This is a genomic window from Amycolatopsis sp. NPDC051758, from assembly GCF_044453095.1.
Lineage (GTDB): Bacteria > Actinomycetota > Actinomycetes > Mycobacteriales > Pseudonocardiaceae > Amycolatopsis.
The window spans coordinates 285,532-309,685 of the sequence record NZ_JBITCJ010000007.1; the positions used below are offsets into that span (position 1 = coordinate 285,532).

Genomic DNA, 24,154 nt, shown 5'->3' on the forward strand with positions numbered 1-24,154 from the left:
ATGGGTTACGCGGTGGTCTTCCGGGAGATGGCCCTCGACGAGCTGAAGCGGCGCCTGCACGAAGACGCGACGGTCGCCGCGTTCGTCGCCGCCGGGGGCGGGGACGCGACCCCGGAGGTCGGCGACGCCGTGGTGCGGATCGTGCTCGGGCAGGGCCGCGAGCTCGGCGCGCTGGACCACAGCTCGTCCGGCGGCGACTGGTTCCGCGAGGAGCTCTTCGGCGAGACGATCGCGTCCGTGCTCGGGGACGACCTGGCCTGGCACCTGCTGGAACGGCCGCTCGAAGGGATCACCTGGCCGGAGTACCCGAGCATCGGGTGGGTGACGAACACCGAGCTCCGCGAGGCGCTGGCACGGCGGGGCGAGCTGCCCGGCGACCTCGACGACGACGACGCCGAAGCGGTCCAGGACGTCGTGTCGGCGGTCGAGCGGGCCGCGAAGTCGGGCTCGGACCTCGTCACCGTCTACGCATAGCACCCGGTCAACGGCTCGACAGGGGGCGTCCAGGGGTCGACACTGGGCCGATGACCGGCCTGATCACCGGAAGCCGTGTCCGGCTGCGGCCCGCCGCAGCCACGGACGCCGCCCGGTTCGAGGAGATCCTGTCGCATCCCGAAGTCGCCCGCTGGTGGGCCGACGCCGAGGAGCCGGTGGCCGCCCAGGTGTCCTATCTACTGGACCCCGACGAGGGCACCACGACCTACGCCATCGAACACGACGACGTCGTCGTCGGCATCGAACTCGCCTTCGAGGAGGCCGATCCGCAGTACCGGCACGCCGGGATCGACATCGCCGTGCACCCGGACTTCCAGCACCACGGCCTCGGCTCGGACGCGATCCGGACGCTGGCCGAGCACCTGTTCAGCGTGCGCGGGCACCACCGGGTGGTGATCGATCCCGCGGCGGACAACAAGTCCGCGATCAAGCTCTACCAGTCCCTCGGCTTCCAGCCGGTCGGGACGATGCGCTCCTACGAGCGCGGGCCGGACGGCAACTGGCACGACGGGCTCCTGATGGACCTGCTCGCCGAAGACCTGGTCCCCGCCGTCGCACTGGCCGGCTCGTGAGCACGCAGGCGCTGCCGGGTACGCCCGGGCAGCTGCGGCGGGTCGCCGTGGCGAGCGCCATCGGGACCACGATCGAGTGGTACGACTACTTCATCTACAGCACGGCGACGGCGCTCGTGTTCGGCAAGCTCTTCTTCACCACGCTCTCGCCCGCGTCCGGCACCCTCGCCGCGTTCGCCACGCTCGGCGTGGGGTTCCTGGCCCGTCCGGTCGGCGGGATCCTGTGGGGCCACTTCGGCGACCGGGTCGGCCGCAAGGCGATGCTGGTGCTCTCGCTGCTCCTGATGGGCGTGGCCACGGTCGGGGTCGGCCTGCTGCCGACGTACTCCGCGATCGGCGTCTGGGCCCCGATCCTGCTGCTGGTCCTGCGGCTGCTGCAGGGCCTGAGCGCGGGCGGCGAGTGGGGCGGGGCCGCGCTGATGGCCGTCGAACACGCTCCGGAAGGACGTCGCGGCCGGTATGGCGCGTTCTCCCAGATCGGCGTGCCGGCCGGGCTGATCCTCGCGCAGCTGGTGTTCTTCGTCCTCGGCAAGGCGTTGACCGACGCCCAGTTCGCGTCGTGGGGCTGGCGGGTGCCGTTCCTGCTGAGCATCCTGCTGGTCGGCGTCGGCCTGGTGATCCGGCTGCGGATCGAGGAGAGCCCGGTGTTCACGCAGCTGGAGGACGCCGCGGCGCGCAGCCGCCGGCCGATGGTCGACGTCCTGCGCGAACGGCCGCGGGCGCTGCTGGTGGCGTCCGGGAGCTTCATCGCCAACACCGCGATCGGGTACATCTTCCTGGCGTACCTGCTGTCGTACGGCACGTCCGTGCTGAAGATCGACCGGACCACGTTGCTGGTGGTGGTCATCGTCGGCAGCGTGACGTGGCTGGTGAGCATCCTGGTGACCGCGTCGTGGTCGGACCGGGTCGGCCGCAAGCCGGTCTACCTCGCCGGGTCGGTGCTGCTGGTGGTCTGGCCGATCCCGTTCTTCCTGCTGGTCGACACCCGTCAGGCGCTGTGGCTGATCGTGGCGGTGATCGTGCTCAACGTCGGGCTCGGCGCGACGTACGGGCCGCAGTCGGCGTTGTTCGCGGAGCTGTTCGAGCCGCGGTACCGCTACAGCGGCGCGTCGTTCTCCTACGCCGTCGGCGCGGTCCTGGGTGGCAGCTTCGCGCCGCTGATCGCGACGGCGTTGCAGACCTCCACCGGCACCTCGTTTTCGGTGTCGCTCTACCTGGTGGCGGTGGCCCTGCTCAGCCTGGTCGCGGTGGCGTTCATCCCCCGGGAGTGATCACAGCCGGTCGAGGCGGACCGCCGCGGCCATCCGCTCGTAGCCGGCGTCACCGGGGTGCAGGTGGTCGCCGGAGTCGTAGGCCGGCAGCATCCGCAGCGGGTCGGCCGGGTCGCGGACCGCGGCGTCGAAGTCGACCACGCCGTCGAACACGCCGCTGGTGCGGATGAACGTGTTCACCGCGGTCCGGGTCGCTTCGAGGGTTTCGTCGTAGACGCGCCAGCCCTTGAACGGCGTGAGCGTGCCGCCCAGGACGCGGATGTTGCGGGCGTGCGCCTGGGCCACCAGCTGCCGGTACGCCGACGTGATCGCGTTCGGGTCGGTCTGGTGCGGGTCCTGCTGGATGTCGTTGATGCCCTCCAGCACGATCAGCGTCCGCACCCCGCCGACGCCGAGCACGTCGCGGTCGAAGCGCGACAGCGCGTTCTGGCCCGCGCCGGAGCCCGGCACGTCGAGCAGCAGGCGGTTGGCGCTGATCCCCGCGTTGAGGACGCCGAAGCGGCCGTGCAGGCGGTCGGCGAGGTAGTCCGGCCAGCGGTGGTTCGCGCCGGCGACCGAGCCGACGCCGTCGGTGATCGAATCGCCGAGCGTCACGATCGAAGCTTCCGCGCCGCCCTGGACGTCGACGCCGGAGACGTAGTGCCACACGGACGTCTGCTCGTTGTACGGCGCGCCGGACTCGCTGCCGGCGAAGTCGCCCGCGCGGGTGAAGTACGACGTCTGCGACGCGGCCGGGTGGTAGGTCACCGGCCCGGACTTCGTCGGCACGTAGGTCGTGACGAGCAGGTTGGCGTCGGCGGGCACCCGCAGGTTCACCGGGTCGCTCAGCGCCTCGGCGCCGGCCGGCACGACAACGCTTCCCGCACCGCCGAACGTCAGCGACCGCAGGGTGCCCGGCACGGCGTCCGGGCCGGAGCCCTGCACCGCGACGGTGACGTGTCCGAAGGTCAGGGGAGAGGCGCCGAAGGCGTTCGAGAGGTGCACGCGGGCGCGGCCACCGCCGGCGCTGGTGTGCACGACGTTGCGGATCGAATAACCCGGATAGCCGTCCGGCGTGCCGGCCACGGCGGACGCGGGCGCGGCGGCCCAGGTGCCGACCCAGCCGCCGACGGCGTGCTCGGCGAGGACCGGGAAGGCGCTTTCCGGGTTTGCACTACCGGCCGAGGTGAGGAGGCCGAACCCGGTCAGGACAGCCGCGCTCACGGCGAGGAAGCGTCGCATAACCTTACGGTTGCGCGTGACCCCCGGACGGGCGACCGCTGATCAGGTGAGCGACTGGACAAGATCCCGGACAGTGAACCCGGCAAAAAGGGGCGGGCCCGTCCGGGATTCTGGGGATGCCGGACGGGCCCGCGCGAGGTGGCCGTTGCCGCGACGGCCGCTCGCCGGAGTGCCCGGTCCCGATCGGGCGGAGGCTGGGCCCGGATCGTTGCGTCGTGGCGACTCCGGAGGGCGTGTGCGAGACGCCCTCACCCAGAGCACGGTCGCCGGCGCGGGACGGTTCAGCGCAGTTTCCCGCTCACGCGGCGGCGGCCGGGAAGCCGGTCAGCGCGCGGCGGCCGTCCTCGGTCAGCTCGGCGGGCGCCCACTGGCCGGGCAGGACGAGCCCGACGGCCCGGACCAGTCCGGCGCGGGCGAGGTCATGGGCGGTGTTCTGGTCGCAGCACGACAAGCCGTCGACGCGGAGGTCGGGTTCGCAGCTGCAGCGGAGCTCGGCGCGGCCTTCGCCGACCGCCTTGAGCATGGCGATCGCGCGGCGGCTCAGCGCGTTCGGAAGGGTGGACATCGGTCTGGCCTCTCGGTCCGGCTGGGGTTCTGGCGGCGAGTGCTGCAGCTCGTTACTTAGGAGTACGGGCCGAACACGAGCGCGGTTCACTTCGATCGCTCCGCTTGGCCTCTTGACAGGGCATTGCTCAGCGAGCAGGGTCAGTCATCGGATGAATTAGCTCCCGCGGAGACAGATGTGCCCTCATGCGGGAGAAGTCTGCCGTCTTTCCGCCGTACTCATCCGATCCCTGGAGGTTCAGTGACGACCTTCCCCCGCCGTCAAGCCCTCGGTTTCGCCGTCGGTGGCGCCGTGGCGCTCACCGCGGCCGGCCTCGCTCCGGCCGACGCGTCGGTGCCCGTCGACGCCGCCGCCGACGGCCCGGACACCCCGATCGTCCCGCCCCCGCCACCCGTCCCGGTCGCGCTCGAGGCCTGGTTCTCGAACGACGGCATCGACAGCGCGTCGGCGCCGGGCGGCGACTTCGACGGGTCCGGGTACACCTTCCCGGCCGAGCACCTGCCCGCCGGGCCGGTCACCGTGGGCGGCGTCCCGTTCCGGCTCGGCTCCGCGGCCGCCGGGGCGAAGAACAACATCGCCGCCACCGGCCAGCAGCTCGACCTGCCGCGCGGGAAGTACTTCGTCGCGTACTTCCTGGTCGCCGCCAGCTACGGCACGACCGGCGGCACGGCGACCGTGCACTACGCCGACGGCAGCACGAGCACCGGCTCCCTGTCCGGCCCGGACTGGTACACCGGTAACGGCGCCTTGGTCTCGCCGTTCCGCTACGCGCCGGGCGGGGTCGTCGACAACAACCCGGTTTCCCTGGCCACCGGCCAGGTCTGGGTCGACCCGGCCCGCGAAGCCGTCGCGCTGACCCTGCCGGCCACCGCGACCCCCGCGCCCAACGTGTCCAGCCTGCACGTCTTCGCGCTCACCTTGCAGCCGGTCGCCGTCGGCCGGTCGGCGCTGGTGCTCGACGGCCGCTCGACCGCGAACCTGCTGACCGACGGCGGTCCGCAGGCCGCCGAGGCGACCGTGGTCAACGCGGGCACCGTGTGGCTCGGCGCACGCGACCGCGTCACCGTGACCCTCGACGTTCCCGGCGGCCGCACGACCGTGCCGGCGAACATCCGCGCGCTCGCGCCGGGGGAGCAGGCGACGGTGCGGCTCGGCCTCGCGCCGAACGCGTCCGTGCCGCCCGGCACCACGACCAACGGCCAGATTCGCGTCACCGCCGGGCGCGGCACCCTCGCCACCCAGCAGGTGCCGATCACCCTCGGTGTCCCGGACTTCCGGCCCACCGACGCTTCGCTGTCGACGCACCGGGCGCCGTACTGGTTCAACGACAGCAAGTTCGGCATCTTCATCCACTGGGGTGTGTACGCCGTGCCCGCGTGGGCGCCGGTGGGGCAGCAGTACGCGGAGTGGTACTGGCAGAACCAGCAGGACCCGAACGGCGCGACCTACGCCTACCACGCCCAGAAGTACGGCGAGGACTTCGTCTACGACGACTTCATCCCGATGTTCACCGCGAAGAAGTTCGACCCGCGCAGCTGGCTGAAGCTGATCGCGGACGCGGGCGCGGAGTACTACGTCCTGACCTCCAAGCACCACGACGGGTTTGCGTTGTGGGACACCAAGGTCAGCGACCGCAACTCCGTCAAGCTCGGCCCGAAGCGCAACGTCATCGCGGAGCTGTTCGCCGCGTCGCGGAAGTACACCCCCCAGCTGCGCAACGGCCTGTACTTCTCGCTGCCCGAGTGGTTCAACCCGGACAACCCGTGGATGGGCCACGCGCCGCGCAACCCCTACACCGGCGCGGCGCTGCCCTACACCGGCTACACCGCGGGCAAGGACTTCGTCCGCGACTACCAGGCGCCGCAGGTGCTCGAGCTGATCTCGGAGTTCGACCCGGACGTCCTGTGGTTCGACATCGGCGGGGACAACGACACCCGCAACGTGCTCACCGAATACTTCAACCACGCGAAGAACCGCAAGCGCCCCAAGGACGTCACCTACAACGACCGCGGCGGCATCCCGGACCACGACTTCACCACGCCGGAGTACACGACGTACCCGAACACCGTGGTGGCGAAGTGGGAGGCGAGCCGCGGCCTCGACCCGTTCTCCTACGGTTACAACCGTGCGACCCCCGACGAGAAGTACATGACGGCGGAGGAGGTCGTCCGGACGCTCGTCGACATCGTCTCGAAGAACGGCAACTTCCTGCTGGACATCGGCCCGGACTTCGACGGCACCATCCCGGACGTCATGCAGCGGCACCTGCGGGACGCGGGCGCGTGGCTGAAGGTCAACGGCGAAGCGATCTACGGCACGACGTACTGGTCGCGGATGGCCCAGCTCGGCGACCTGCGGTTCACGGTCAAGCAGAACGAGGCGTTCTACGTGCACTCCCTCGCCGCGCCGGGCAGCAGGCTGGTGGTCGACGCCCCGGTCCCGATCCGCGCCGGCGACCGGGTGACGCTGCTCGGGTACCGCGGAAACCTGCACTGGACCGTCGAAAACGGCTCGCTGGTGATCGACGTCCCGGCGGCGGCGCGGCAGTCCGGCCGCTTCGCCTGGGTGTTCAAGATCGCCTGGAGCTGAGCTGTGCCGTCCTAAAGGTCCGCGTTCTTCCCGATGTACAGCTCCGCGAACGCCGCCGCCGCGGCGGGTGAACCCAGCAGCCGGCGCATCCGGGCCTCCGCGATGCGTGCCTGGAACGGGTTCTCCGCCGCGGCCGCGGTGTGGTGGAAGATGTCCGACAGCCACAGCGAGAACTCCTGGTACTGCCACACCAGCGGCAGGCACGCGTCGGAGTAGCCGGCGAGCCGGGCCGGATCGCCCGCGTAGTGCGCCTGGTACGCCTCGGCGAGCAGGAAAGCGTCGTGCAGGGCGAGGTTCATGCCCTTCGCGGCGATCGGCGCGACCAGGTGCGCCGACTCGCCGGCCAGGTGCAGGCGGCCGTGCGACATCGGCTCGACGACGTAGTTGTACATGTCGAGGATCCGCTTCTCGACCAGCCGTCCCTCGGTGATCGGGCCGTCCGGCACCGCCAGCCGGGCCTGCAGCTCCTGCCAGATGCGCTCGTCGGGCCAGTCGGCTTCGGTCTCGCCCGCCGTCGTCTGCAGGTAGAACCGCGTGACGGTCGGGGTGCGGGCCATGTGCGCGCCGAATCCGCGCGGGTGGATGCCGAAGAGCACACCGTCGGCCGACGGCGGCGCCTCGGCCAGCAGGGCCAGCCAGCCGATCCCGTAGTCGTGGTGGGCCTTCACGGTGGAATCCGCGGGCAGGTACCGCTGGGAGACACCGTGGGCGCCGTCGCAACCGGCGACGAAGTCGCAGTCGATCCGGTGCTCTCCGCCGACGGTGCGGAACGTGACGGCGGGGGAGTCCGACGTCAGGTCGTGCAGCCGGACGTCACTGACCTCGAAGACGGCCTCGCCGCCCGCGTCGGTGTACTGCGCGACCAGGTCGGTCACCAGAAGTTGTTGCGGGTAGACAAAATGCCGTTGCCCGGTGACGTCGCCGTAGCGGAAGACGTGCCGTTGCCCGGCGAACCGGAACTCGAACTCCTCGTGCCGCGGCGCCTTCGCGACGAGCTGCTCGCCGAGGCCGCGCGCTTCGAGCCCGCGGACCGCCCACTCCTCGATGAACCCCGCCCGCGGCCGCTGCTCGATGAACGCCCGGCTCTGCTCCTCCAGCAGCACGCAGCCGATCCCCGCGCGCCGCAAGAGGTTCGCCAGCGTCAACCCGGCCGGGCCCGCCCCCACCACGGCCACCGCCGTGCGCGTCGCCACCATGCGCCCGAGGGTAGCGCGAACCGGACGAATCGTTCAGTAGAAATGTCGCAGCTGCGGCCACGCCGTCGACCACGGCTCGGTCAACGTGCACAGCGAGAGCCTGACGCCGTTTTCGTCGTTGTCGAGGTTGGCGGGGGCCCGGTGCATCCCGACCGGACGGCACCCGGTGATCAGCCGCGCCGCCGGCGAACCGGGCTCGGCGCGCCCGATCAGCAGCACCGGGCCGACCAGCCGGTCCGGCGGCGGTCCCCAGTCGGCGTAGGACATGTGCGGCGAGTACGGCTGCGGCAGCCCGCGCTCGGGTCCGTAGTACTCGAGAGCGCCGGCTTCGCCGTAGTTGCCGGCGAGGATCACCGCGGTGTCCCGCTCGGTCGCCGGGATCCGCGCCCACCCGGCCGCGACGGTGTCGGCGAACTCCGGCCAGCCGACCTGCTCACCGGGTTCCTTGTTCACGGCCAAAACCGGGCCCAGCGCCGTGGGCGGCACCACCGGGAGTCCGATGAGGACGGACGCGGCGACGCACACCGCAACCGCGACGCCGGTCAGCGCCCGCGCCACCGTCCCGGTCCGCGCCAGCCACCGCAGGACGGGTTCGGCGCCGAGCGCGACCAGCGGCAGCAGCAACGGCACCGAGTAGTACGGCTTCCCACCCAGCGCCAGCAGTTCCACGCAGACGACCGGGTAGGCGATCGCGAGGGCGCGGGCCCAGCGCAGGCCGGCGTCGCGCGACGGCCGGGCGAGCCCGGCGATCCACACCGGCACCAGCACCGGCGACAGGTAGAGCAGCTGCATCGGCACGAACAGCACGCGGTTCTCCACGCCGTCGTCCTCGCTGATCCCGCCCGCGACGGTGAGCATCGGCCAGCCGTGCGACGCCTGCCAGAGCACCACCGGCGCGGTCAGCACGGCGGCGACGCCGATGCCCGCGGCGAGCCACCACGTCCGCAGCACGCCGCGCGGCCCGGCGACGGCCACCCCGATGGCGAGCCCCGACAGCAGGAGCAGGACCAGCCACTTGTTCATCATGCCGAGCCCGGCCGCGGCGCCGACCGCGAGCCACCACCGGCCGTCGCCGGTGCGCAGCAGCCGCAGGCCGAAGAGCGCGATGAGCGACCACAGCAGCAGATCCGCGGTGTTCGTGGCCAGCATGTGCGTCACGGCGAGCACGTACGACGACAATGCCGTCGCGATCGCGGTGGCCAGTTGCGCCCCGCGGCCGCCGCCGACCTCACGGGCGATCAGCGCGACGACCACCACCGTCGCGATCCCGAGCAGCGTCGCCGCCACCCGCAGGCCCATGGGGGTCTCGCCGAACAGCGCCGTCGACGCCCGCGCGAGCCACGGCGTGATCGGCGGCTGGTCCACGTAGCCCCAGTCCGGCCGCTTCCCGGCGGCGACGAAGTACAGCTCGTCGCGGTGGAAGCCGTACCGGCCGGAAAGTGCGGTCAGCACACCAGCTTGGAGTGCGACGACGATGCCGACCGGCACTGCGGCGAAGCGTGGCAAAGACCCGGATGCGCGACCGGCCCCCATGGCAGTCTCCCCTCGGCGTGCGGGGATCGTACGCCCGGGATCACCCGTGCGGGAGCGCTTCGAGGTATTCGCCGCCCGCGTCCGCGACCAGCTCGGCCAGGGACTGCGCACGGCGGATCGGCGTGAACCGGACCTCGCCGTCCGCGCCGATGGTGAACCCGTGCACCGCCGGCCGCGGCAGCGTGTTGTACGCGTAGTGGGCGCCGAAGTAGTACGCGCCGGTGTCGTGGGCGACGACGAGGTCGCCGGGCTCCAGCAACGGCAGCGGCCGTTCGCGGGCGAGGAGATCACCGGCGAAGCACAGCGGCCCGGCGATGTCCTGCGGCACCTCGGGACCGGTCTTCGGCGTGCCCGCGGCGTCGAGCGCGCTGAGCCGCAGCGGCCAGTGCTCCGGCTGGAGCACCGTGCGCGCGGCCACCTGCGCGCCGGCGTGCGTCACGGCGATGTGCCGGCCGCCCGCGACCTTCGTGTATTCGACGGTGCTGACGAGGAACCCGTTCTTCGCCAGCAGGGACCGGCCGAACTCGGTGACGAACGAGTACCGCCCGTCGGCGAGGGCCGGGACCCGCGCGAGCAGCGTGTCGACGTAGCCGGCGTAGGTCGGGCCGGGGTCGTCGGAGGTGAAGTTCACCGGCAGGCCGCCGCCGAGGTCGATGCTGGTGACCTGCTGGTACCCGGCCTCCGCGTTGATCTCCTCGGCGAGCCGGTGCACGGCGGCGACCCCGTCGGCCATCAGCTCCGGCGGGCAGCCCTGCGAGCCGACGTGGACGTGCAGGCGGGTCAGCCACGGCCGGTGGAGGAACGCTTCGATCACCAGCCCGCGGTTCCCGTGGTCCCGCACCGGGATCCCGAACTTCGACGACGCGGTCGCGGTGCTCGTGTCGCCGATCCGCCCGGCCCCGATCTGCGGGTTGATCCGCAGGCCCAGCACCGAGCGCGGAGCCGCCCCGACGAGCCGGTCGAGCCGGGCCAGCTCCTGGAAGTTGTCGGCGTTGATCGCGGTGCCCTCGGCGAGGGCGTGCGCGAGCTCGCCGATCGTCTTGGCGGGGGAGTCGAGCACGAGCCGCGGCCCGCGGAGCCCGGCGGCTTCGGCGACCGCCGTCTCGCCCGGGCTCGCGACCTCGGCGTCGACCCCGAGGTCGCCGAGGAACCGCAGCAGGGGAGCGAGGCCGCACGCCTTGGCGGCGACCGTGTGCTGGACGCGGCCGAGCGGGGCGAACGCCTCGGTCAGCTCTTCGACGGCGGCGCGGAGGCCGGCGAGGTCGACAAAACCGGCCATCGGGTCGACGAGCCGCCGGTCCGCCGCGGCGGCGAGGGCGAGCTGCCGGCGGTCGGTGCGGGTCAGGGGTGCGCTGGTCGTGGTCACCGTCAAAGGACAGCAGCGGACGGTGGCGGGGGTCCAAGACCTGGTCCTGATGGCAGCATAGGATTCACTTATAATCGCTGGGTGGACCTTCGCCGATGGCACTACTTCGCCGTGCTCGCCGAGGAGATGCACTTCACCCGTGCCGCGGCCCGGCTGTTCGTGTCGCAGCCGTCGCTGAGCCAGCAGATCCGCGCGTTCGAAGCGGAGCTGGGTGTTGCGCTGCTCGACCGTTCGGGTCCGCGCTTCGCGCTCACCGAGGCCGGGCGCGTCGCGGCCGCGGAGGCGCGGGACCTGCTCGACCGCCTGGACCGCGCGCGCGGCGTGATCACCGCGGCCGGCCGCGCCGACACCGGCCGGCTCCGGATCGCCTACACCCGGTCGGCGCCCGGCCCGCTGGCCGGCGACCTGGTCGCGGCCTACCGCGCGCGGCACCCCGGCGTCGAGCTGGCGTTGGAGACGGGCTGGACGAGCCTGAACCTGGCCCGGCTGGCGACGGGCGAGATCGACCTCGGCTTCGTGCGGCCACCGGTGTCCGACCCGGGTTTCGAGGTGGCGGTGGTCGGCTCGGAGGAGGTGCTGATCGCGCTGCCGTCGGAGCACCCGCTGGCCCGCCGCCGCGGCCGGCTGCGGCGAGCGTGGATCGCGTCGGAACCGGTGGTGTTCTGGCCACGTGACAACGGGCCCGGCCAGTACGACGCGATCAGCGGCCAGGTCTGGCCGGGCGGGGTCCCCACGATCGTCCGCGAGGAACCGGAGGACGAGCAGCTGATGCGCGCGGTCGCCGAGGGCGCGGGGATCGCGGCGGTGCCGGAACACCGGGCGCGAGGGTTGCGCCGCCGCGGCGTCGTGTTGCGCCGGCTGGAGGATCCGGTGCCGCGGATCGACCTGGGGCTGGCCTGGCGGGGCGGGCCGGTGCCGCCGGTGGTGCGGGCCTTTGTGGACCTGGCCGCGGAGGGTGCGGGCGGCCGCTGAGGGAGGGCGACTGGTGCCGGGCACGGTTGCTCGGCCGTGTGCCACGCAACCGCCGGACTAGCTAGGTCCGGAAACGTCGCGCGGCAGTATCGCCTTGTCAGGCGGATGTGTTGAGGTCACGGGCAGGCGGCCAGCACCGCGTCGGCCACCGCGCCGAGGTGGGCGGCCGCGCTGTGGCCCGAAACGATCCGGTCCGTGAGGTACGCGAACACCAGCCGGCGACCGGGGTCCGCCCATGCGATGCAGCAGTTGCTTCCGTTGTGCCCGAACGTGTCCGGGGTGCTGAGCGTCCCCATCGGACGGCCGGTGCCGCCGAGCTGGAAGCCGTGCGCCCAGTGGATGCGGGTGCCGATCGTGCGGTCCACCACCGGGGCTCCCGAGGGGCGCCGCGCCTCCGTGACCGCTGCCGGAGCGAAGCCGTCCAGCAGGGACTGGTAGAACTTCGCCAGGTCGCGTGCCGTGGTCGAGATGCCGGCTGCCGGGATCACCGCGCGGCGGACGGTGCGGCGGTTCACCATCCGGGCGGTCAGCGGGCCGCCGAGGCCCTGGCCGCGGACCGGCACGTGCCGCGGCCACAGCGGGTCCGGCAGGCCGAGGTGGGTGTCGGTGAGGCTGAGCGGGCCGAGGAACTCCTCCCGCAACACCGTCGCGACGTCCGCGCCGGTGGTCCGGCGGACCAGCTCCCCGAGGATGTGGCCGTACACGATCGGCTGGTAGGCGGCCACCGAACCAGGCGGCCGGCGCAGCGGTGCACGTTCGATCGCCCGCACCGTGCGCGGCCAGTCCGTCATCACGAGGGAGTCGCCGGCGAAGCCACGGGCCGTCGCGAAGCCGGAGCGGTGCTGCAGCACGTGCCGGACGGTGACCTCGCCCTTGCCGCCGCCCGCGAACGCCGGCCAGTAGTCGGCCACTGGTGCGTCCAGGGAGAGCACCCCGCGTGCCGCGAGCTGGTGCACCAGCAGCGCGACGAACGGCTTGCTCGCCGAGAAGATCCAGAACAGCGCGTCCGGCGGGCCGCCGAAACTGCGGTCGAGCAGCACCCGGCCGCCCCGCAGCACGCACAGGCTCGCCCGCGCGCCGCGGGCGCGCACCAGGTCCACCGCCGCGTCGATCACCCTGGCGACGCTACCCGCCGCGCGTATGCTCGCGGACAGCCGGACGCGGAGGGCATTTCCATGGCAGGGCACGAAATCACGGACCGGATCGCCGACCTCATCGACGAAGAGCACCGGCTGCGCACCGGCGCCCTCCACCACGGCGGGCTGACCCCGGACGACCGCGCCCGGCTGAAGGACCTCGAACGCCAGCTGGACGCGGCCGTCGACCTGCTGCACCGCCGTCAGGCCCTCTCGGTCTTCGACGACGAGTGACGCACCTGCGGGTCAGCTGTGGCGCAGGAGCGCGCCGAAGCCTTCCCAGAGGTCCAGGCGCTCGTCGAGCACCACGACCGCCGCGCCGGTGGCCACCGCGGCGAACGGGATCGCCTCGTCGGCCCGGCGCTGCTCGGGGTCGCTGACGCCCAGGGCCTGCAGCCCGGCCTTGCCGACCGCCACCTGGGCCGGCTCCGGCCCGGTGAACACCGAAGTGTCGCCGGGGGAGCCCACCAGCAGCGTCGCCACATTGGCCTCGGCCAGCGCCGCCGTCACGGCTTCGAGGCCGCTCACCGCCAGGCCCGAGTCGCGGCCCGACTCCGCCCGGAACGTCTCGGCGACGTCGTCGAGGTCCGCGAGGTGCCGGTTGGCGAGCAGCTCGTGGACCCGCCGGTCCAGCTCCTCGTGCGACGCGCCCTGGGCGCGGCTGCCGGTGTCGACCTCGGTGGTGATCCGCCGGACCGCCTCCGGCAGCAGGCCGTGCAGCGCCGACCGGGACTGCACTTCGCCGCCCAGGACGACCAGCTTCGCGTGCGACCGCTCGACCGCCTTCGTGACGTGGCGCGCGACCTCCTCGAGGTTCTGCCGCGTGCTCTCCTCGGCCCGGTTCTGGACGTCGTGGTGGGCCGAGCCGCCGCCGCGGACCTGGTGGCCCGGCTGGTCGGCGCCCTCGACCGTTTCGGTGTGCGGCCGGCCGTCGCCGTGGACGGTGACCTCGGCGCCGACCCGGTCGGTCACGATGACCACGTGGGACGGCGCTTCGTCGACGTGGGTGGCGAGCGGCAGCAGGTACGGCAGCGCCGAGTAGCGCACGATCTGCTCCGGCGGCGGCGCGGCCAGCCGCTGGTCGAGCACCACCGAGCCGCGCGCGGCGACGATGCTGCGACCGGCCTTGCCGACGGGCGGCTCGCCGTCGCGGATCGCCCGCAGGACGGCGTGCACCGTCTCCGCGTCGGCCTGCTGGTCCGACAGCGCCGCTTCGATCTCCTTCACCCGGATCTCGAGCTGCTTGGCGGCGTCTTCGGTGTTGTGCGAGGAATCGAAGTGCACGGACGCGAACGGTCCGTCCGCGACGGTGAGCCCGCGCATCGTGGAAGTGTCCACAGTGGAGTCCTTTCAGTACTTCGAGGGCAGGAGCTCCTGGAGTTTCGTCTTCATGCCCTGGGTGAACAGGTGCCAGGCGTGGGGGTCGCCCTTGAGCACCGCTTCGGTCATCGACTTGAGCTGCTCGGTCGTGGCGTGCGGCGGGATCGGCGGCACCTCGGGGTCGCACCGGACGTCGAGCACCGTCGGCACGTCGGCGGCGAGCGCGGTCGCCCACGCGTCACCGAGCACCTCGGGGTCGTCGACGGCGATGCCGCCGAGCCCGATGCTGCGCGCGAAGTCCGCATAGGACACTTCGGGCAGCGACTGCGACGGCTCGAACTTGGGCGCGCCGCCCATCGCCCGCAGCTCCCAGGTGACCTGGTTGAGGTCGCCGTTGTGGAACACGCAGACGACCAGCCGCTGGTCGGCCCACAGTTCGCGGTAACGCGCGATGGTCAGCAGCTCCGCCATGCCGTTCATCTGCATGGCGCCGTCGCCGGTCAGCGCGACCACCGGCCGGTCAGGATGAGCGAACTTCGCGCCGATCGCGTACGGCACCGCCGGGCCCATGGTGGCCAGCGTGCCGGACAGCGAGCCGCGCATCCGGCCGCGGAACCGCAGGTTGCGGGCGTACCAGTTGGTGGCCGAGCCCGAATCCGCGGTGACGATGGTGTTGTCGGGGATCCGCTCGGACAGCTCGTGCACGACCCGCATCGGGTTGACCGGCTCGGCCCGCAGCATCGCCTGCCGCGTCACGGTTTCGTGCCACTCGGTGACGTTCTTCGCGACCTTGCCCTGCCACGACGTGTCGGCCTTGCGCTCGAGCAGCGGCAGCAGCCGTTCCAGCGTGCCCTTGGCGTCGCCGAGCAGGTTCACCTCGGTGGGGTAGCGGAGGCCGAGGAACCGCGCGTCGACGTCGATCTGCACCGCGCGAGCCTGGCCGAACTCCGGCAGGAACTGGGAGTAGGGGAAGCTCGACCCGACGATGAGCAGCGTGTCGCAGTCGCGCATCAGCTCGTAGCTGGGCCGGGTGCCGAGCAGGCCGATCGCGCCGGTGACGTACGGCAGGTCGTCCGGGAGAACGTCCTTGCCCAGCAACGCCTTCGCGATGCCCGCCCCGGTGAGCTCGGCGAACTCGCGCAGCTCGGTGACGGCGTTTCGGGCACCTTGGCCGACGAGCACGGCGACCCGCTCACCCGCGTTGAGCACGTCGGCCGCCCTGGCGAGCTCGTCCGCGGGCGGCACGACGCTCGCCCGCGGGTGGTCCGGCGGGCTGGACGGCACGTGCTTGAACGCGTGCTGCGGCGCCTCGTACGCCATTTCCTGCAGGTCCGCCGGGATGATCAGGGCCGTCGGCGCACGCTGTGCGATCGCGGTCCGCATCGCGCGGTCGAGTGCGTTGGGCAGCTGCTCGGGCACGTTGACCTCGACGAGGTATTCGCTCGCGACGTCCTTGTACAGCGCCTGCAGGTCGACTTCCTGCTGGTAGCTGCCGCCCATCGCGCTGCGCGCGGTCTGCCCGACGATCGCCACGACCGGGACGTGGTCGAGCTTCGCGTCGTACAGCCCGTTGAGCAGGTGGATCGCGCCGGGACCGGACGTCGCCATGCAGACGCCGGGCCGGCCGCTGAACTTCGCGTAGCCGACCGCGGCGAAGGCCGCCATCTCCTCGTGGCGGGCCTGGATGAACCGCGGTGCGTCTTCTGCCTTGCCGAAGGCGGTCACCAGGCCGTTGATCCCGTCACCGGGATAGGCGAAGACCTGGTCGACGTCCCATTCGCGCAGTCTGGCCAGCAGGTGGTCCGCAACGGTGTGGCTCATGCCGCGCGGTTACCGCCGGTGTCGGCGGGCTAAACGTCGCCGCCCGCCACGACGGCACGGGTCCTCTCAGTACCGGGGGAGTTCCGGGGAATCGGTGTCCAGCGGCACCGACCCGGACCGGACCAGGCCCAGCTGGACGGTCTGGCGGCCGGTCAACGTCTCCAGGAGCCATTCGACGGCCGTGCGGACGCGGTTCCCGGGCATCGCGATCAGGTGGTAACCGCGGGTCACCACCTTCGCCGGCCACCCGGACAGCGGGATGTGCAACGGGTTCGCGGCCGCCGCGCCGGCGCCGAGGTCGACGACGAAGCCGAGGTCGTGGTGCCGGTAGGTGCCCGGACGGCCGTAACCCAGCGACGCGGCGACGTTGCGCCCGGCGAGCTTCCCCTGGCGCTCGGCGTGCTGCGCGGTCATCGCGGTGTACTCGCCGGGGCGGGTGAGATCGGGCACCGCGGCCGCGTCACCGCAAGCAAACACGTCGTCGCGGCCCGGCACCCGGAGCTGCTCGGTGACCACGACCCGGCCCTTCGCCGTGTCGAGGCCGAGGTCGGCCACCAAGGGGTCCGGCCGCACGCCGACACACCAGACGAGGGTGCGGGTCGGCACCGCTTCACCGCTGGTCAGCGTGACGCCCTTGGCGTCCGCGTGGTCGACCGAGGTCTTCATCAGCACCTCGACGCCGCGGGCGCGCAGGACCTCGTCGGCGGTCTTGCCCAGCCGCTTGCCGAGCTCGGGCAGCACCCGGTCGGCGACGTCGAGCAGCAGCCAGCGGATCTGCTGCCCGGCGAGCTCCGGGTGCCGGGCGGCGAGCGCTTCGGTGAACGCGGGACCCTGCGCAGCCACTTCGGTGCCGGTGTAGCCGGCGCCGACGACCACGAACGTGCACCTCGCTTCACGTTCGGCGGGATCTTCGGCCGCCGCGGCCAGTTCGATCTGCCGCGTGATGTGGTCACGCAGGTAGAGCGCCTCGGGCACCCCGCGGAACCCGTGTGCGTACTCGGGGACCCCCGGGATCGGCAGCAGCTTGTTGACGCTGCCCGCCGCGAGCACCAGCCGGTCGTACCCGATCCGGTGCTCTTGGTCTTCCGGATCGGTGTAGGTGACGGCCCGGTTTTCGAAGTCGACCCCGGTCGCTTTGCCGAGCACCAGACGGACGCCGCGCAGCCGCTCGGGCAGCGACACCGTCACCCGCCGCGGGTCGAGGATGCCGGCCGCCACTTCCGGCAGCAACGGCAGGTAGAGGAAGTAATCCGTCGGGTTCAGCACGACGATTTCGATGTCTTCGCCGGCTTCCTTCCGCAGGCTCTTCGCCGCGTGGAATCCGGCGAAACCGCCTCCGACGATCACGGCACGCATGGGTCTCCTTCCGGGGCGGGATGTTCGTCGGCTGCGGGTTACCCCAGGTCGGAGCGGGGTAACCCGCGGGGTTGACCTCAGGACACAGGGGCGTACGGTCAGGGGAGTTGGCTGTTGTTCAGAAACGTGCTCCGGTCAGCGCCCCTGCACGCTGCGATAGGGAGCGCCATGTACGACCTCTTCCGCACGATCGACGATCCGACCGGTTTGACCGTCACCGCCACCGAGCGGCCGGGCGGGATCCGCGTCATCACCCTGGTGGGCGACATCGACGCCGCCACCGTCGGGACGCTCGACGAAGCCCTCGCCGACGGCGAGCGGCTGGTCGTCGACCTGACCAGGGTCGCCTTCCTCAGCTGCGCCGGTGTCCGGTCGCTGCTGCAGGCGAACAGCCGGGCCGACCTCGCCGTCGTCGTCGGCGGCCACGCCGTGACGCGCTCGCTCGAAGCGACCGGCGCCGACCTGCTGCTGGAGATCCACCCGCGCACCGGCGCGGCGCTCGCCCGCCTGGCCGCCGAGCCCGGCCGGGAGGCGTGACCGCCCGGCGGCCACGCCCTCCCGCTGTCCACTGTGGTCAGTCGTCGGGCCAGTCACCGGTCGCCTTGCGGTAACCGACCGCGCCCGCGCGTTCGGTCGCGGCCTTGACGGCGCCGAAGATCGCGCCCTGCACCGCGGCCGCGATGATCACCTGGGTCCAGGTGTAGTCGCGGTCGATGGCGTCGGGCGCGTCTTCTTCGCCGGCCGCGCGCTTCCAGACCTGCTTGAACACCTGGCCCGCCAGGAGACCGCCGAGCGCGCCCACCGCCCAGCTCAGGGGCTTGTACACAACCTTGTTCACGAGTTCCTCCGGCGCAGGATCAGGCGGATCAGGATCACCAGGCCCAGCACACCGGCGAAGATCGGGACCGGGTTGCTCCGGACGACGTCCGCGCCCTGGCGGAACTTCACCGCGGTCGGCTCGTTCGTCACGTCGGCGACCTTCGCGGTCGCCAGGTCGAGCTTCTCGTCGACGTTCTCCTTGACCCGGGTCTTCACGTCCAGCTTCTGCCCGAGCGCTTCCAGCGTCTCGGTGAGCTCCTCCCGGGTGGTGTCGCGGTCGAGCCGCGCCTCCTCGGCGTTCTTCGGGAAGTCCTGGCTCATGTGTGCACTCCCTGCTTCACCGTGTCCACGTCTTCGCGAACGCCCGTGATGGCCTCTTCGGGCACCGGCGGCACCGCCTGCGTGACTTCCTTCTTGCCGACCAGGGCCGCGATTCCCGCGATGACGAACAACACCACCGCGACGATCACCGCCGCCAGCCACCCGGGCACGACCAGCGCGAGCGCCAGCACGGCGGCCGCGACCAGTGTGCCGGCGCCGAACAGGGCGAACAGCCCGGCCGCGCCGAACAACCCGGCGCCGACGCCCATCTTCTTGCCCTTGCGCTGCAGTTCGAACACCGCGAGCCGCATCTCGTCCCGGACGAGCCGCTTGACCTCGCCGGTCAGGTCCGTCACCAGCTCTCCGACCGAGCGGTCGGCCGCCGGCTTCTTGTTCACTTCTTCGATCACGGAACACCTCCTTGCCTGGCGGCCGTGTACCCGGCCCTGCCCGGTGTCAATCACGCCGGGTTTGACCGTTCCGGCACCGGGTAGCCGGACTGCCCGACCACCGACGAGGAGGAGTGCATGAGCACGATCACCGAAATCGTGGACGTCGAGGTCCCCGTGTCCACCGCCTACGACCAGTGGACGCAGTTCGAGGAGTTCCCGCAGTTCATGGAGGGCGTGGAGGAGATCCGCCAGGTCGACGCCACCCACACGCACTGGGTGACGAAGTTCGGTGGCGTCACGCGGGAGTTCGACGCGACGATCACCGAGCAGCACCCCGACGAGCGGGTCGCGTGGACGTCCGACTCCGGCCCGGACCACGCCGGGGTGATCACGTTCCACCGGCTCGACGACGCCCACACCCGGGTGACCGCCCAGATGGACATCGACCCGGAGGGCTTCGCCGAGAACGTCGCCGACAAGCTCGGCGTCCTCGACCGGCGGGTGAAGGGCGATCTCAAGCGGTTCAAGGAGTTCGTCGAGAACCGCGGCCGGGCCACCGGTGGCTGGCGCGGTGACGTCGAGCGCCCGGGCACCTGACGCGCGAGGTTCACTCGAACGAGTGGCACGGCGGGGCGGGTGCCGTCCCGCCGTGTTTCGTGTCCGGAGCGGTCGGGTAGGCCGCAGGCATGACCACCACCAGTGCCGACGTCCCCACCGTGGAGCTGAACAACGGTGTCCGGATCCCGCAGTTCGGGTTCGGCGTGTTCCAGATCCCGCCCGAGGAGACCGCGCAGGCCGTGCGGACGGCCCTGGACGCGGGTTACCGCCATATCGACACCGCGCAGATGTACCGCAACGAGGCCGGGGTCGGCGCCGGCGTCGCGGACTCCGGCCTGGCGCGTGAAGACGTGTTCGTCACCACGAAGCTGGCGAACGACGCGCACGGGCACGACAACGCGATCACCGCGCTCGAAGGCAGCCTGCGCCGGCTCGGGTTCGACTACGTCGACCTCTACCTCGTCCACTGGCCGTTGCCGCACAAGGACAACTACGTCCGGACCTGGCAGGGCTTCGAGGACATCCTGCGGGTGGGCAAAGCCCGCGCGATCGGCGTGTCGAACTTCCAGCCCGCCCACCTCGACCGGCTCGCCGAGGAGACCGGCACGGTCCCCGCGGTCAACCAGATCGAGCTGCACCCGGCGTTGCAGCAGACGGAACTGCGCGCCTACCACCAGTCCCACGGCATCGCGACCGAGGCGTGGAGCCCGCTGGCCCAGGCCGAGGTGCTCGAGGATCCCGTGCTCGGCGACCTGGCCGAGAAGCACGCCCGGACCGCCGCGCAGGTCGTGCTGCGCTGGCACCTCCAGCTCGGGAACATCGTGTTCCCGAAGTCGTCGTCGCCCGAGCGGATGCGCGAGAACATCGACGTGTTCGGCTTCGAGCTGGACGACGAGGACATGACGGCGATCGGCAAGCTCGACGACGGCCGCCGCACCGGACCGGACCCGGACACTTTCGCGGGGTGACCGCGGGGTTTCCCTGCGCAACCTCCCGGGTACTTCACCCGGAGAGGTCCCCCAGCCGAAGGAGCGTCCCGGCATGACCACGAACGCGTATCTGTCGTTCCTCGCGATCGGCGTGGCGCTGGTCCTGATAGACGGGCAGGTCATCTACCGCAGCGGCCGGCGTTACCTGGAGAACTCCTACGGCGACCCGGCCGCGGGGGCGTCGATGACCCGGCTGGTCACGGTGCTGTTCCACCTGGCGACGCTGGGCGTGCTGGCCCTCGTCTCGACCATCAACATGGGCGGCAGCGACCTGCCCGGCGTGGTCGGGCGGGTCGGGGTGCTGCTGCTGATCCTGGCGCTGGCCCACGCGATCACCCTCGGCGCGCTGGCCCGCATCCGCGGCGAGCAGGAGGTCGAGGCGGTCGTCCAGCGTGGCGGCGCGAGGGCGCAGCGGCAGGAGCCGGAGCTGCCGGGCCCGACGGTCACGCCGGTGCCGGGCCAGGAAGGCCGGTACCCGGACGTCAGCCCGTCCCTGGAGAACCGGTCCCCGTACTCCGCCCAGTAAGCGGCACCGCGAACTTCGAAGGCCACCACCGGGCGCACCCGGTGGTGGCCTTCCGCGTGCTTAGGGGAGGTCCACCTCGGCGTGCCGGGCGGCCAGGGTCCGGGCCAGGTCGGCCAGCTTGACGTTCAGGTCCTGGGACGCGCTGCGCAGCACGTCGAAAGCCGCCTCGGCGGTGATGCCGCGGCGCTGCATCAGGATGCCCTTCGCCTGGCCGATGACGTCGCGGCTCTCCACCGCCCGGCGCAGGTGCTCGGTCTCCAGCTCGGCCGTGGCGACCGCCTGGGTGTGGGCCAGCGCGAGCGAAGCGTGCGTGGCCAGCAGGAGCGCGATGTCGATCGCGCCGTCGTCGAACGCGGCCGGGCGGGTCGAGTAGATGTTGAGCGCACCGGAGAGCCGCGGCGGGCGGGCGTCCGGGACCAGGGTCGTCGCCAGCACCGAGTGGTAACCGTGGCGGGCGGCGCCGGGGCCGAACGACGGCCAGCGCGGGTCGCCACCGAGGTCGTGCGACCGGGCGATCGCGGGACCGTCCGGTCGCGCGGACTCGACGCACGGGCCTTCGCCGTGGTCGTACTGGAGCTGGTCGAGCGGCAGGGCGACCGGGTCGGTCTCCACGGGCGTGTGGAACGTGCCGTCGGGGGCGCGCAAGGTGACGCTGACCAGGTCGGCGCCCGGGACGATCGCAACCGCGGCGCCGACGACGAGCTTGAGCACCCCGCCGACGGTCGGCGTCACGTCGAGCAGGGTCCGCGTGAGGTCGGCGAACTGGCTCGCCAGCGCGCCCGGCCCGGGGCCGTCCTGCCCGAAGGCGGCCCGTTCCCGGGCCCACTCGTCCTTGCCGACGCTCATTCGTCCTCGCTGTCCGTCACATCCGGGTGGTGGATCCCCATTCAACCCGATGCCGGGGCGCACCGGGGTGTCCGTGGCATCTCAACCGGGCGAGTCGGCCGCGCGCCGCAGGGCCGCCCGGGCCCGGTCCACGAACCCCGGCCCGGGCCACAGCTGGTCGGCCTGCGGCATCCGGTCGGCCAGGCCGGGGTGCGGCAGCGACGGCGCCGCGTCCCGGGCTTCGAGGACCTCCTCGCCCAGCTCGTGCCGGCGGTCCGGGGAACAGCTGAGCCGGATCTGCCGCAGGGCGGCCGGCCCCTCGTCCCGGACGTGGCGGCGCACCGCGCGGATCAGCCCGCCCAGCAGCCGCTCGAACCGCGTCTCCTGCGGCCCCAAGCCCTCCAGCTGCCGCATCAGGCTCTCCGCCTCGGCGAGGTCGCCTTCCGCTTCGAGGTAGGGCTCTTCGGCGACGGCGTGCCGGACCAGTTCCGCGCTCAGGTGGTCGGCGAGGTCCTTGCGGTTCTCGGGACTGCCCTGGCCGAGCTCCAGCTCGGTGCACAGGCGGTCGAGCTCGCGGTGGTCACGCGCGAGGACGGTGGTCAGGTCGGTTGCGGGCTGGCTGCCGTTCATGCACGCTCCTGGTCCGGACGGGGATGGTCCGTGCCCGGATACCCGCTGCTCGCGCGCCGAATCCCGTGTCGGCCGCGCGCCACTCGGGTACCCGGGGAGGACAACCGGCCCCCAAGGAGGATGACCATGGCAGCGCCGTCGTCGGTGACCGAGCGCGAACGCAAGTACGAGATCGTCGCGGGCAGCGGCGTGCCCCGGCTGATCGGCGTCGCGGGGGTCGAGACGCAGGACGCGCCGGTCGAACAGGTCCTCGACGCGTCCTACTACGACACCCGGACGTTCCGGCTGGCCAAGAGCGGCATCACGCTGCGGCGGCGGGTCGGCGGGCACGACGCGGGCTGGCACCTGAAACTGCCCGTCTCGGCCGACGAGCGGCAGGAGCTCCAGCTGCCGCTCGGGGGTGACACCCAGAAGGTGCCCGGCCGGCTCCGGCGCCTGGTCCGGGCGTACACGCTGGGGGAGAAGCTGGTGCCGATCGCGCACCTGCGCACCGATCGTTTCGCCCACCGCCTCGCCGGCGCCGACGGCCGCACGATCGCGACCCTCACCGACGACCACGTGACCGGCGAAGCCGGCGGGGAAACCGCCCGGCTCGACGAATGGCGCGAGCTGGAACTGGAGCTCGAGCCCGAAACCGAGCCCGGCCGGCTCGACGAGTTCGACCGCGCGCTGGCCGACGCGGGCGCGTCGGCGTCACCCTGGCCGTCGAAGCTGCGGCGCCTGATCGGCGACCGCGTGCCGGGGCCGCCGCGCAAGCGGAAGAAGCCGACGGCGGGCGCGATCGTGCTGGCGTCGCTGCGGGAGCACCACGCCCAGCTGCGCCGCGCCGACGTCGGGGTGCGGCTGGACGTCGAGGACTCGGTGCACCAGATGCGCGTCGCGACCCGCAAGCTGCGCAGCGCCCTGCGCACCTTCGGGTCCATTGTGGACAAGGACGCGACGGCGCCGCTGACGGCCGAGCTGAAGTGGCTCGGGCAGCAGCTCGCGCCGGCCCGCGACACCGAGGTCACCGAAGCGCGGCTCGGCGAGCGGCTCGACGGCGTGCCCCCGGAGCTGGTGTTCGGGCCGTTGCGCCAGTTCCTCACCCGTTACTTCTCCCGCGAGGCCGAAGAGGGCCGGACCCGGGCGATGGCGGCGCTGACCGGCAAGCGGTACCTGAGCCTGCTGCGGACGCTCGACGCCGTGCTGGAGGAACCGCCGCTGACCGCGAAGGCGCGCAAGCCCGCGAAGTCCGGGCTGCGCAAGCCGGTGCGCAAGGCCGCCGAGAAACTGCGTCGCGCCGAAGCGGAGACCCGCGGTCTGGAAGGCGAAGAACTCGAGAAGGCCCTGCACGACGTCCGCAAGAAGGCGAAGCGCGCCCGCTACGCCGCGGACACCGTGAAGCCGGTCTACGGCAAGAAGCTGCGGAAGTGGCGCAAGAACGTCAAGGCCGCCCAGAGCACCTTGGGCGAGCACCAGGACACCGTGGTCGGCCGGGACGTCCTGCACCACCTCACCGTCGCCGGGCACGGCGAGGGACAGAACACCTTCACCTTCGGGATGCTGTACGCCCAGGACGCCGCGGCGGCGGAGAAGCTGCGCGAGCGGTTCGCGGGCGAGTGGCGGCGGCTGCGCAAGGGTGACCGCCCCGGCTGGCTGCGCTGACCGAGAGCCGGTGCCGGCCGCGCGAGAGGGCGCGGCC

General features: G+C 72.2%; 24 protein-coding genes and 1 pseudogene. 11 read left to right on the forward strand and 14 right to left on the reverse strand.

The genetic code is table 11. From position 1 onward, the window contains the following. The 3 genes and pseudogenes from ACIA5G_RS31700 to ACIA5G_RS31710 all read left to right on the forward strand — a co-directional run bounded on the left by ACIA5G_RS31700 (nt 1) and on the right by ACIA5G_RS31710 (nt 2,381). Nucleotides 1–474: a hypothetical protein gene (locus ACIA5G_RS31700; protein WP_395929812.1), complete on the forward strand. Its 474-nt coding sequence runs from the start codon at nt 1–3 to the stop codon at nt 472–474. Nucleotides 475–524: 50 nt separating this feature from the next. Beyond that, nucleotides 525–1,067, forward strand: a complete 543-nt coding sequence (locus ACIA5G_RS31705; RefSeq protein ID WP_395929814.1) for a GNAT family N-acetyltransferase — start codon at nt 525–527, stop codon at nt 1,065–1,067. After that, nucleotides 1,064–2,381: pseudogene (locus tag ACIA5G_RS31710) on the forward strand (MFS transporter). Before ACIA5G_RS31705 ends, ACIA5G_RS31710 begins: the two are co-directional and overlap by 4 nt. Here ACIA5G_RS31710 and ACIA5G_RS31715 read toward each other — a convergent pair. Beyond that, nucleotides 2,339–3,559: an SGNH/GDSL hydrolase family protein gene (locus ACIA5G_RS31715; RefSeq protein WP_395929816.1), complete on the reverse strand. Its 1,221-nt coding sequence runs from the start codon at nt 3,557–3,559 to the stop codon at nt 2,339–2,341. The pseudogene ACIA5G_RS31710 and the gene ACIA5G_RS31715 overlap by 43 nt on opposite strands. Nucleotides 3,560–3,857: 298 nt before the next feature. Beyond that, nucleotides 3,858–4,124, reverse strand: coding sequence for a hypothetical protein (locus tag ACIA5G_RS31720; RefSeq protein WP_395929819.1), 267 nt, complete (start codon nt 4,122–4,124; stop codon nt 3,858–3,860). 240 nt (nt 4,125–4,364) lie between these two features. On the opposite strand from ACIA5G_RS31720, the gene ACIA5G_RS31725 reads away from it, so the two are divergent. Beyond that, nucleotides 4,365–6,713 carry an alpha-L-fucosidase gene (locus ACIA5G_RS31725; RefSeq protein ID WP_395929821.1) on the forward strand — a complete coding sequence of 783 codons (2,349 nt, stop codon included), beginning with the start codon at nt 4,365–4,367 and terminating at the stop codon, nt 6,711–6,713. An 11-nt stretch (nt 6,714–6,724) separates the two neighbouring features. Here the strand turns inward: ACIA5G_RS31725 and ACIA5G_RS31730 are convergent, their stop codons facing one another. The 3 genes from ACIA5G_RS31730 to ACIA5G_RS31740 form a co-directional block, all read right to left on the reverse strand. Then, nucleotides 6,725–7,909, reverse strand: a complete 1,185-nt coding sequence (locus tag ACIA5G_RS31730) for a 4-hydroxybenzoate 3-monooxygenase (RefSeq protein WP_395929823.1) — start codon at nt 7,907–7,909, stop codon at nt 6,725–6,727. Nucleotides 7,910–7,942: 33 nt separating this feature from the next. Further along, the gene (locus ACIA5G_RS31735) at nt 7,943–9,397 is read right to left on the reverse strand and encodes a glycosyltransferase family 39 protein (RefSeq protein ID WP_395929825.1); all 1,455 of its coding nucleotides are present in this window, start codon (nt 9,395–9,397) and stop codon (nt 7,943–7,945) included. An 85-nt stretch (nt 9,398–9,482) separates the two neighbouring features. Beyond that, nucleotides 9,483–10,808 (reverse strand): diaminopimelate decarboxylase, encoded by a 1,326-nt coding sequence (locus ACIA5G_RS31740; RefSeq protein ID WP_395929827.1) that lies wholly within the window; start codon nt 10,806–10,808, stop codon nt 9,483–9,485. Nucleotides 10,809–10,889: 81 nt separating this feature from the next. Here ACIA5G_RS31740 and ACIA5G_RS31745 point away from each other — a divergent pair, with 81 nt between their 5' ends. Beyond that, the gene (locus ACIA5G_RS31745; RefSeq protein ID WP_395929829.1) at nt 10,890–11,780 is read left to right on the forward strand and encodes a LysR family transcriptional regulator; all 891 of its coding nucleotides are present in this window, start codon (nt 10,890–10,892) and stop codon (nt 11,778–11,780) included. A 116-nt stretch (nt 11,781–11,896) separates the two neighbouring features. Here the strand turns inward: ACIA5G_RS31745 and ACIA5G_RS31750 are convergent, their stop codons facing one another. Then, nucleotides 11,897–12,895 carry a serine hydrolase domain-containing protein gene (locus tag ACIA5G_RS31750; RefSeq protein WP_395929831.1) on the reverse strand — a complete coding sequence of 333 codons (999 nt, stop codon included), beginning with the start codon at nt 12,893–12,895 and terminating at the stop codon, nt 11,897–11,899. 60 nt (nt 12,896–12,955) lie between these two features. On the opposite strand from ACIA5G_RS31750, the gene ACIA5G_RS31755 reads away from it, so the two are divergent. Then, a complete protein-coding gene (locus ACIA5G_RS31755) occupies nt 12,956–13,150 on the forward strand; it encodes a DUF2630 family protein (protein WP_395929833.1) in 195 nt (64 codons plus the stop codon). 12 nt (nt 13,151–13,162) lie between these two features. Here the strand turns inward: ACIA5G_RS31755 and ACIA5G_RS31760 are convergent, their stop codons facing one another. From ACIA5G_RS31760 to ACIA5G_RS31770, 3 genes are all read right to left on the reverse strand, one after another. Further along, on the reverse strand, nt 13,163–14,254 hold the full coding sequence (locus tag ACIA5G_RS31760) for a Vms1/Ankzf1 family peptidyl-tRNA hydrolase (RefSeq protein ID WP_395929835.1): 1,092 nt from the start codon (nt 14,252–14,254) through the stop codon (nt 13,163–13,165). Between the two features lie 12 nt (nt 14,255–14,266). Continuing rightward, a complete protein-coding gene (locus tag ACIA5G_RS31765; protein WP_395929837.1) occupies nt 14,267–16,057 on the reverse strand; it encodes a thiamine pyrophosphate-requiring protein in 1,791 nt (596 codons plus the stop codon). 66 nt (nt 16,058–16,123) lie between these two features. Next, a complete protein-coding gene (locus ACIA5G_RS31770) occupies nt 16,124–17,413 on the reverse strand; it encodes an NAD(P)/FAD-dependent oxidoreductase (protein WP_395929839.1) in 1,290 nt (429 codons plus the stop codon). Nucleotides 17,414–17,581: 168 nt separating this feature from the next. Between ACIA5G_RS31770 and ACIA5G_RS31775 the strand changes: the two genes are divergently transcribed. Continuing rightward, nucleotides 17,582–17,950 carry an STAS domain-containing protein gene (locus tag ACIA5G_RS31775; RefSeq protein ID WP_395929841.1) on the forward strand — a complete coding sequence of 123 codons (369 nt, stop codon included), beginning with the start codon at nt 17,582–17,584 and terminating at the stop codon, nt 17,948–17,950. A gap of 37 nt (nt 17,951–17,987) precedes the next feature. Here the strand turns inward: ACIA5G_RS31775 and ACIA5G_RS31780 are convergent, their stop codons facing one another. Genes ACIA5G_RS31780 through ACIA5G_RS31790 form a run of 3 tightly spaced genes read right to left on the reverse strand, consistent with a single transcriptional unit; the run spans nt 17,988 to nt 18,963 of the window. Continuing rightward, the gene (locus ACIA5G_RS31780; RefSeq protein WP_360678087.1) at nt 17,988–18,251 is read right to left on the reverse strand and encodes a DUF4235 domain-containing protein; all 264 of its coding nucleotides are present in this window, start codon (nt 18,249–18,251) and stop codon (nt 17,988–17,990) included. Continuing rightward, complete coding sequence (locus ACIA5G_RS31785; protein WP_395929843.1) at nt 18,248–18,553, reverse strand: DUF3618 domain-containing protein; 306 nt, start codon at nt 18,551–18,553, stop codon at nt 18,248–18,250. The genes ACIA5G_RS31780 and ACIA5G_RS31785 overlap by 4 nt, the downstream gene beginning before the upstream one ends. Next, entirely contained in the window at nt 18,550–18,963 is a 414-nt protein-coding gene (locus ACIA5G_RS31790; RefSeq protein WP_395929845.1) for a phage holin family protein, read from the reverse strand. Before ACIA5G_RS31790 ends, ACIA5G_RS31785 begins: the two co-directional genes overlap by 4 nt. Before the next feature lie 117 nt (nt 18,964–19,080). Between ACIA5G_RS31790 and ACIA5G_RS31795 the strand changes: the two genes are divergently transcribed. The 3 genes from ACIA5G_RS31795 to ACIA5G_RS31805 all read left to right on the forward strand — a co-directional run bounded on the left by ACIA5G_RS31795 (nt 19,081) and on the right by ACIA5G_RS31805 (nt 21,018). Then, nucleotides 19,081–19,542 carry an SRPBCC family protein gene (locus ACIA5G_RS31795; RefSeq protein WP_395929847.1) on the forward strand — a complete coding sequence of 154 codons (462 nt, stop codon included), beginning with the start codon at nt 19,081–19,083 and terminating at the stop codon, nt 19,540–19,542. A gap of 89 nt (nt 19,543–19,631) precedes the next feature. Then, nucleotides 19,632–20,471 (forward strand): aldo/keto reductase, encoded by an 840-nt coding sequence (locus tag ACIA5G_RS31800; RefSeq protein WP_395929849.1) that lies wholly within the window; start codon nt 19,632–19,634, stop codon nt 20,469–20,471. A gap of 73 nt (nt 20,472–20,544) precedes the next feature. After that, nucleotides 20,545–21,018 (forward strand): hypothetical protein, encoded by a 474-nt coding sequence (locus ACIA5G_RS31805; protein ID WP_395929851.1) that lies wholly within the window; start codon nt 20,545–20,547, stop codon nt 21,016–21,018. Nucleotides 21,019–21,078: 60 nt separating this feature from the next. Here ACIA5G_RS31805 and ACIA5G_RS31810 read toward each other — a convergent pair whose 3' ends face one another. Then, complete coding sequence (locus tag ACIA5G_RS31810) at nt 21,079–21,864, reverse strand: ANTAR domain-containing protein (RefSeq protein WP_395929853.1); 786 nt, start codon at nt 21,862–21,864, stop codon at nt 21,079–21,081. 81 nt (nt 21,865–21,945) lie between these two features. Further along, nucleotides 21,946–22,473, reverse strand: a complete 528-nt coding sequence (locus ACIA5G_RS31815; RefSeq protein WP_395929855.1) for a hemerythrin domain-containing protein — start codon at nt 22,471–22,473, stop codon at nt 21,946–21,948. A gap of 126 nt (nt 22,474–22,599) precedes the next feature. Between ACIA5G_RS31815 and ACIA5G_RS31820 the strand changes: the two genes are divergently transcribed. Then, complete coding sequence (locus ACIA5G_RS31820; RefSeq protein WP_395929857.1) at nt 22,600–24,117, forward strand: CHAD domain-containing protein; 1,518 nt, start codon at nt 22,600–22,602, stop codon at nt 24,115–24,117. The last annotated feature ends 37 nt before the right edge of the window (nt 24,118–24,154 follow it).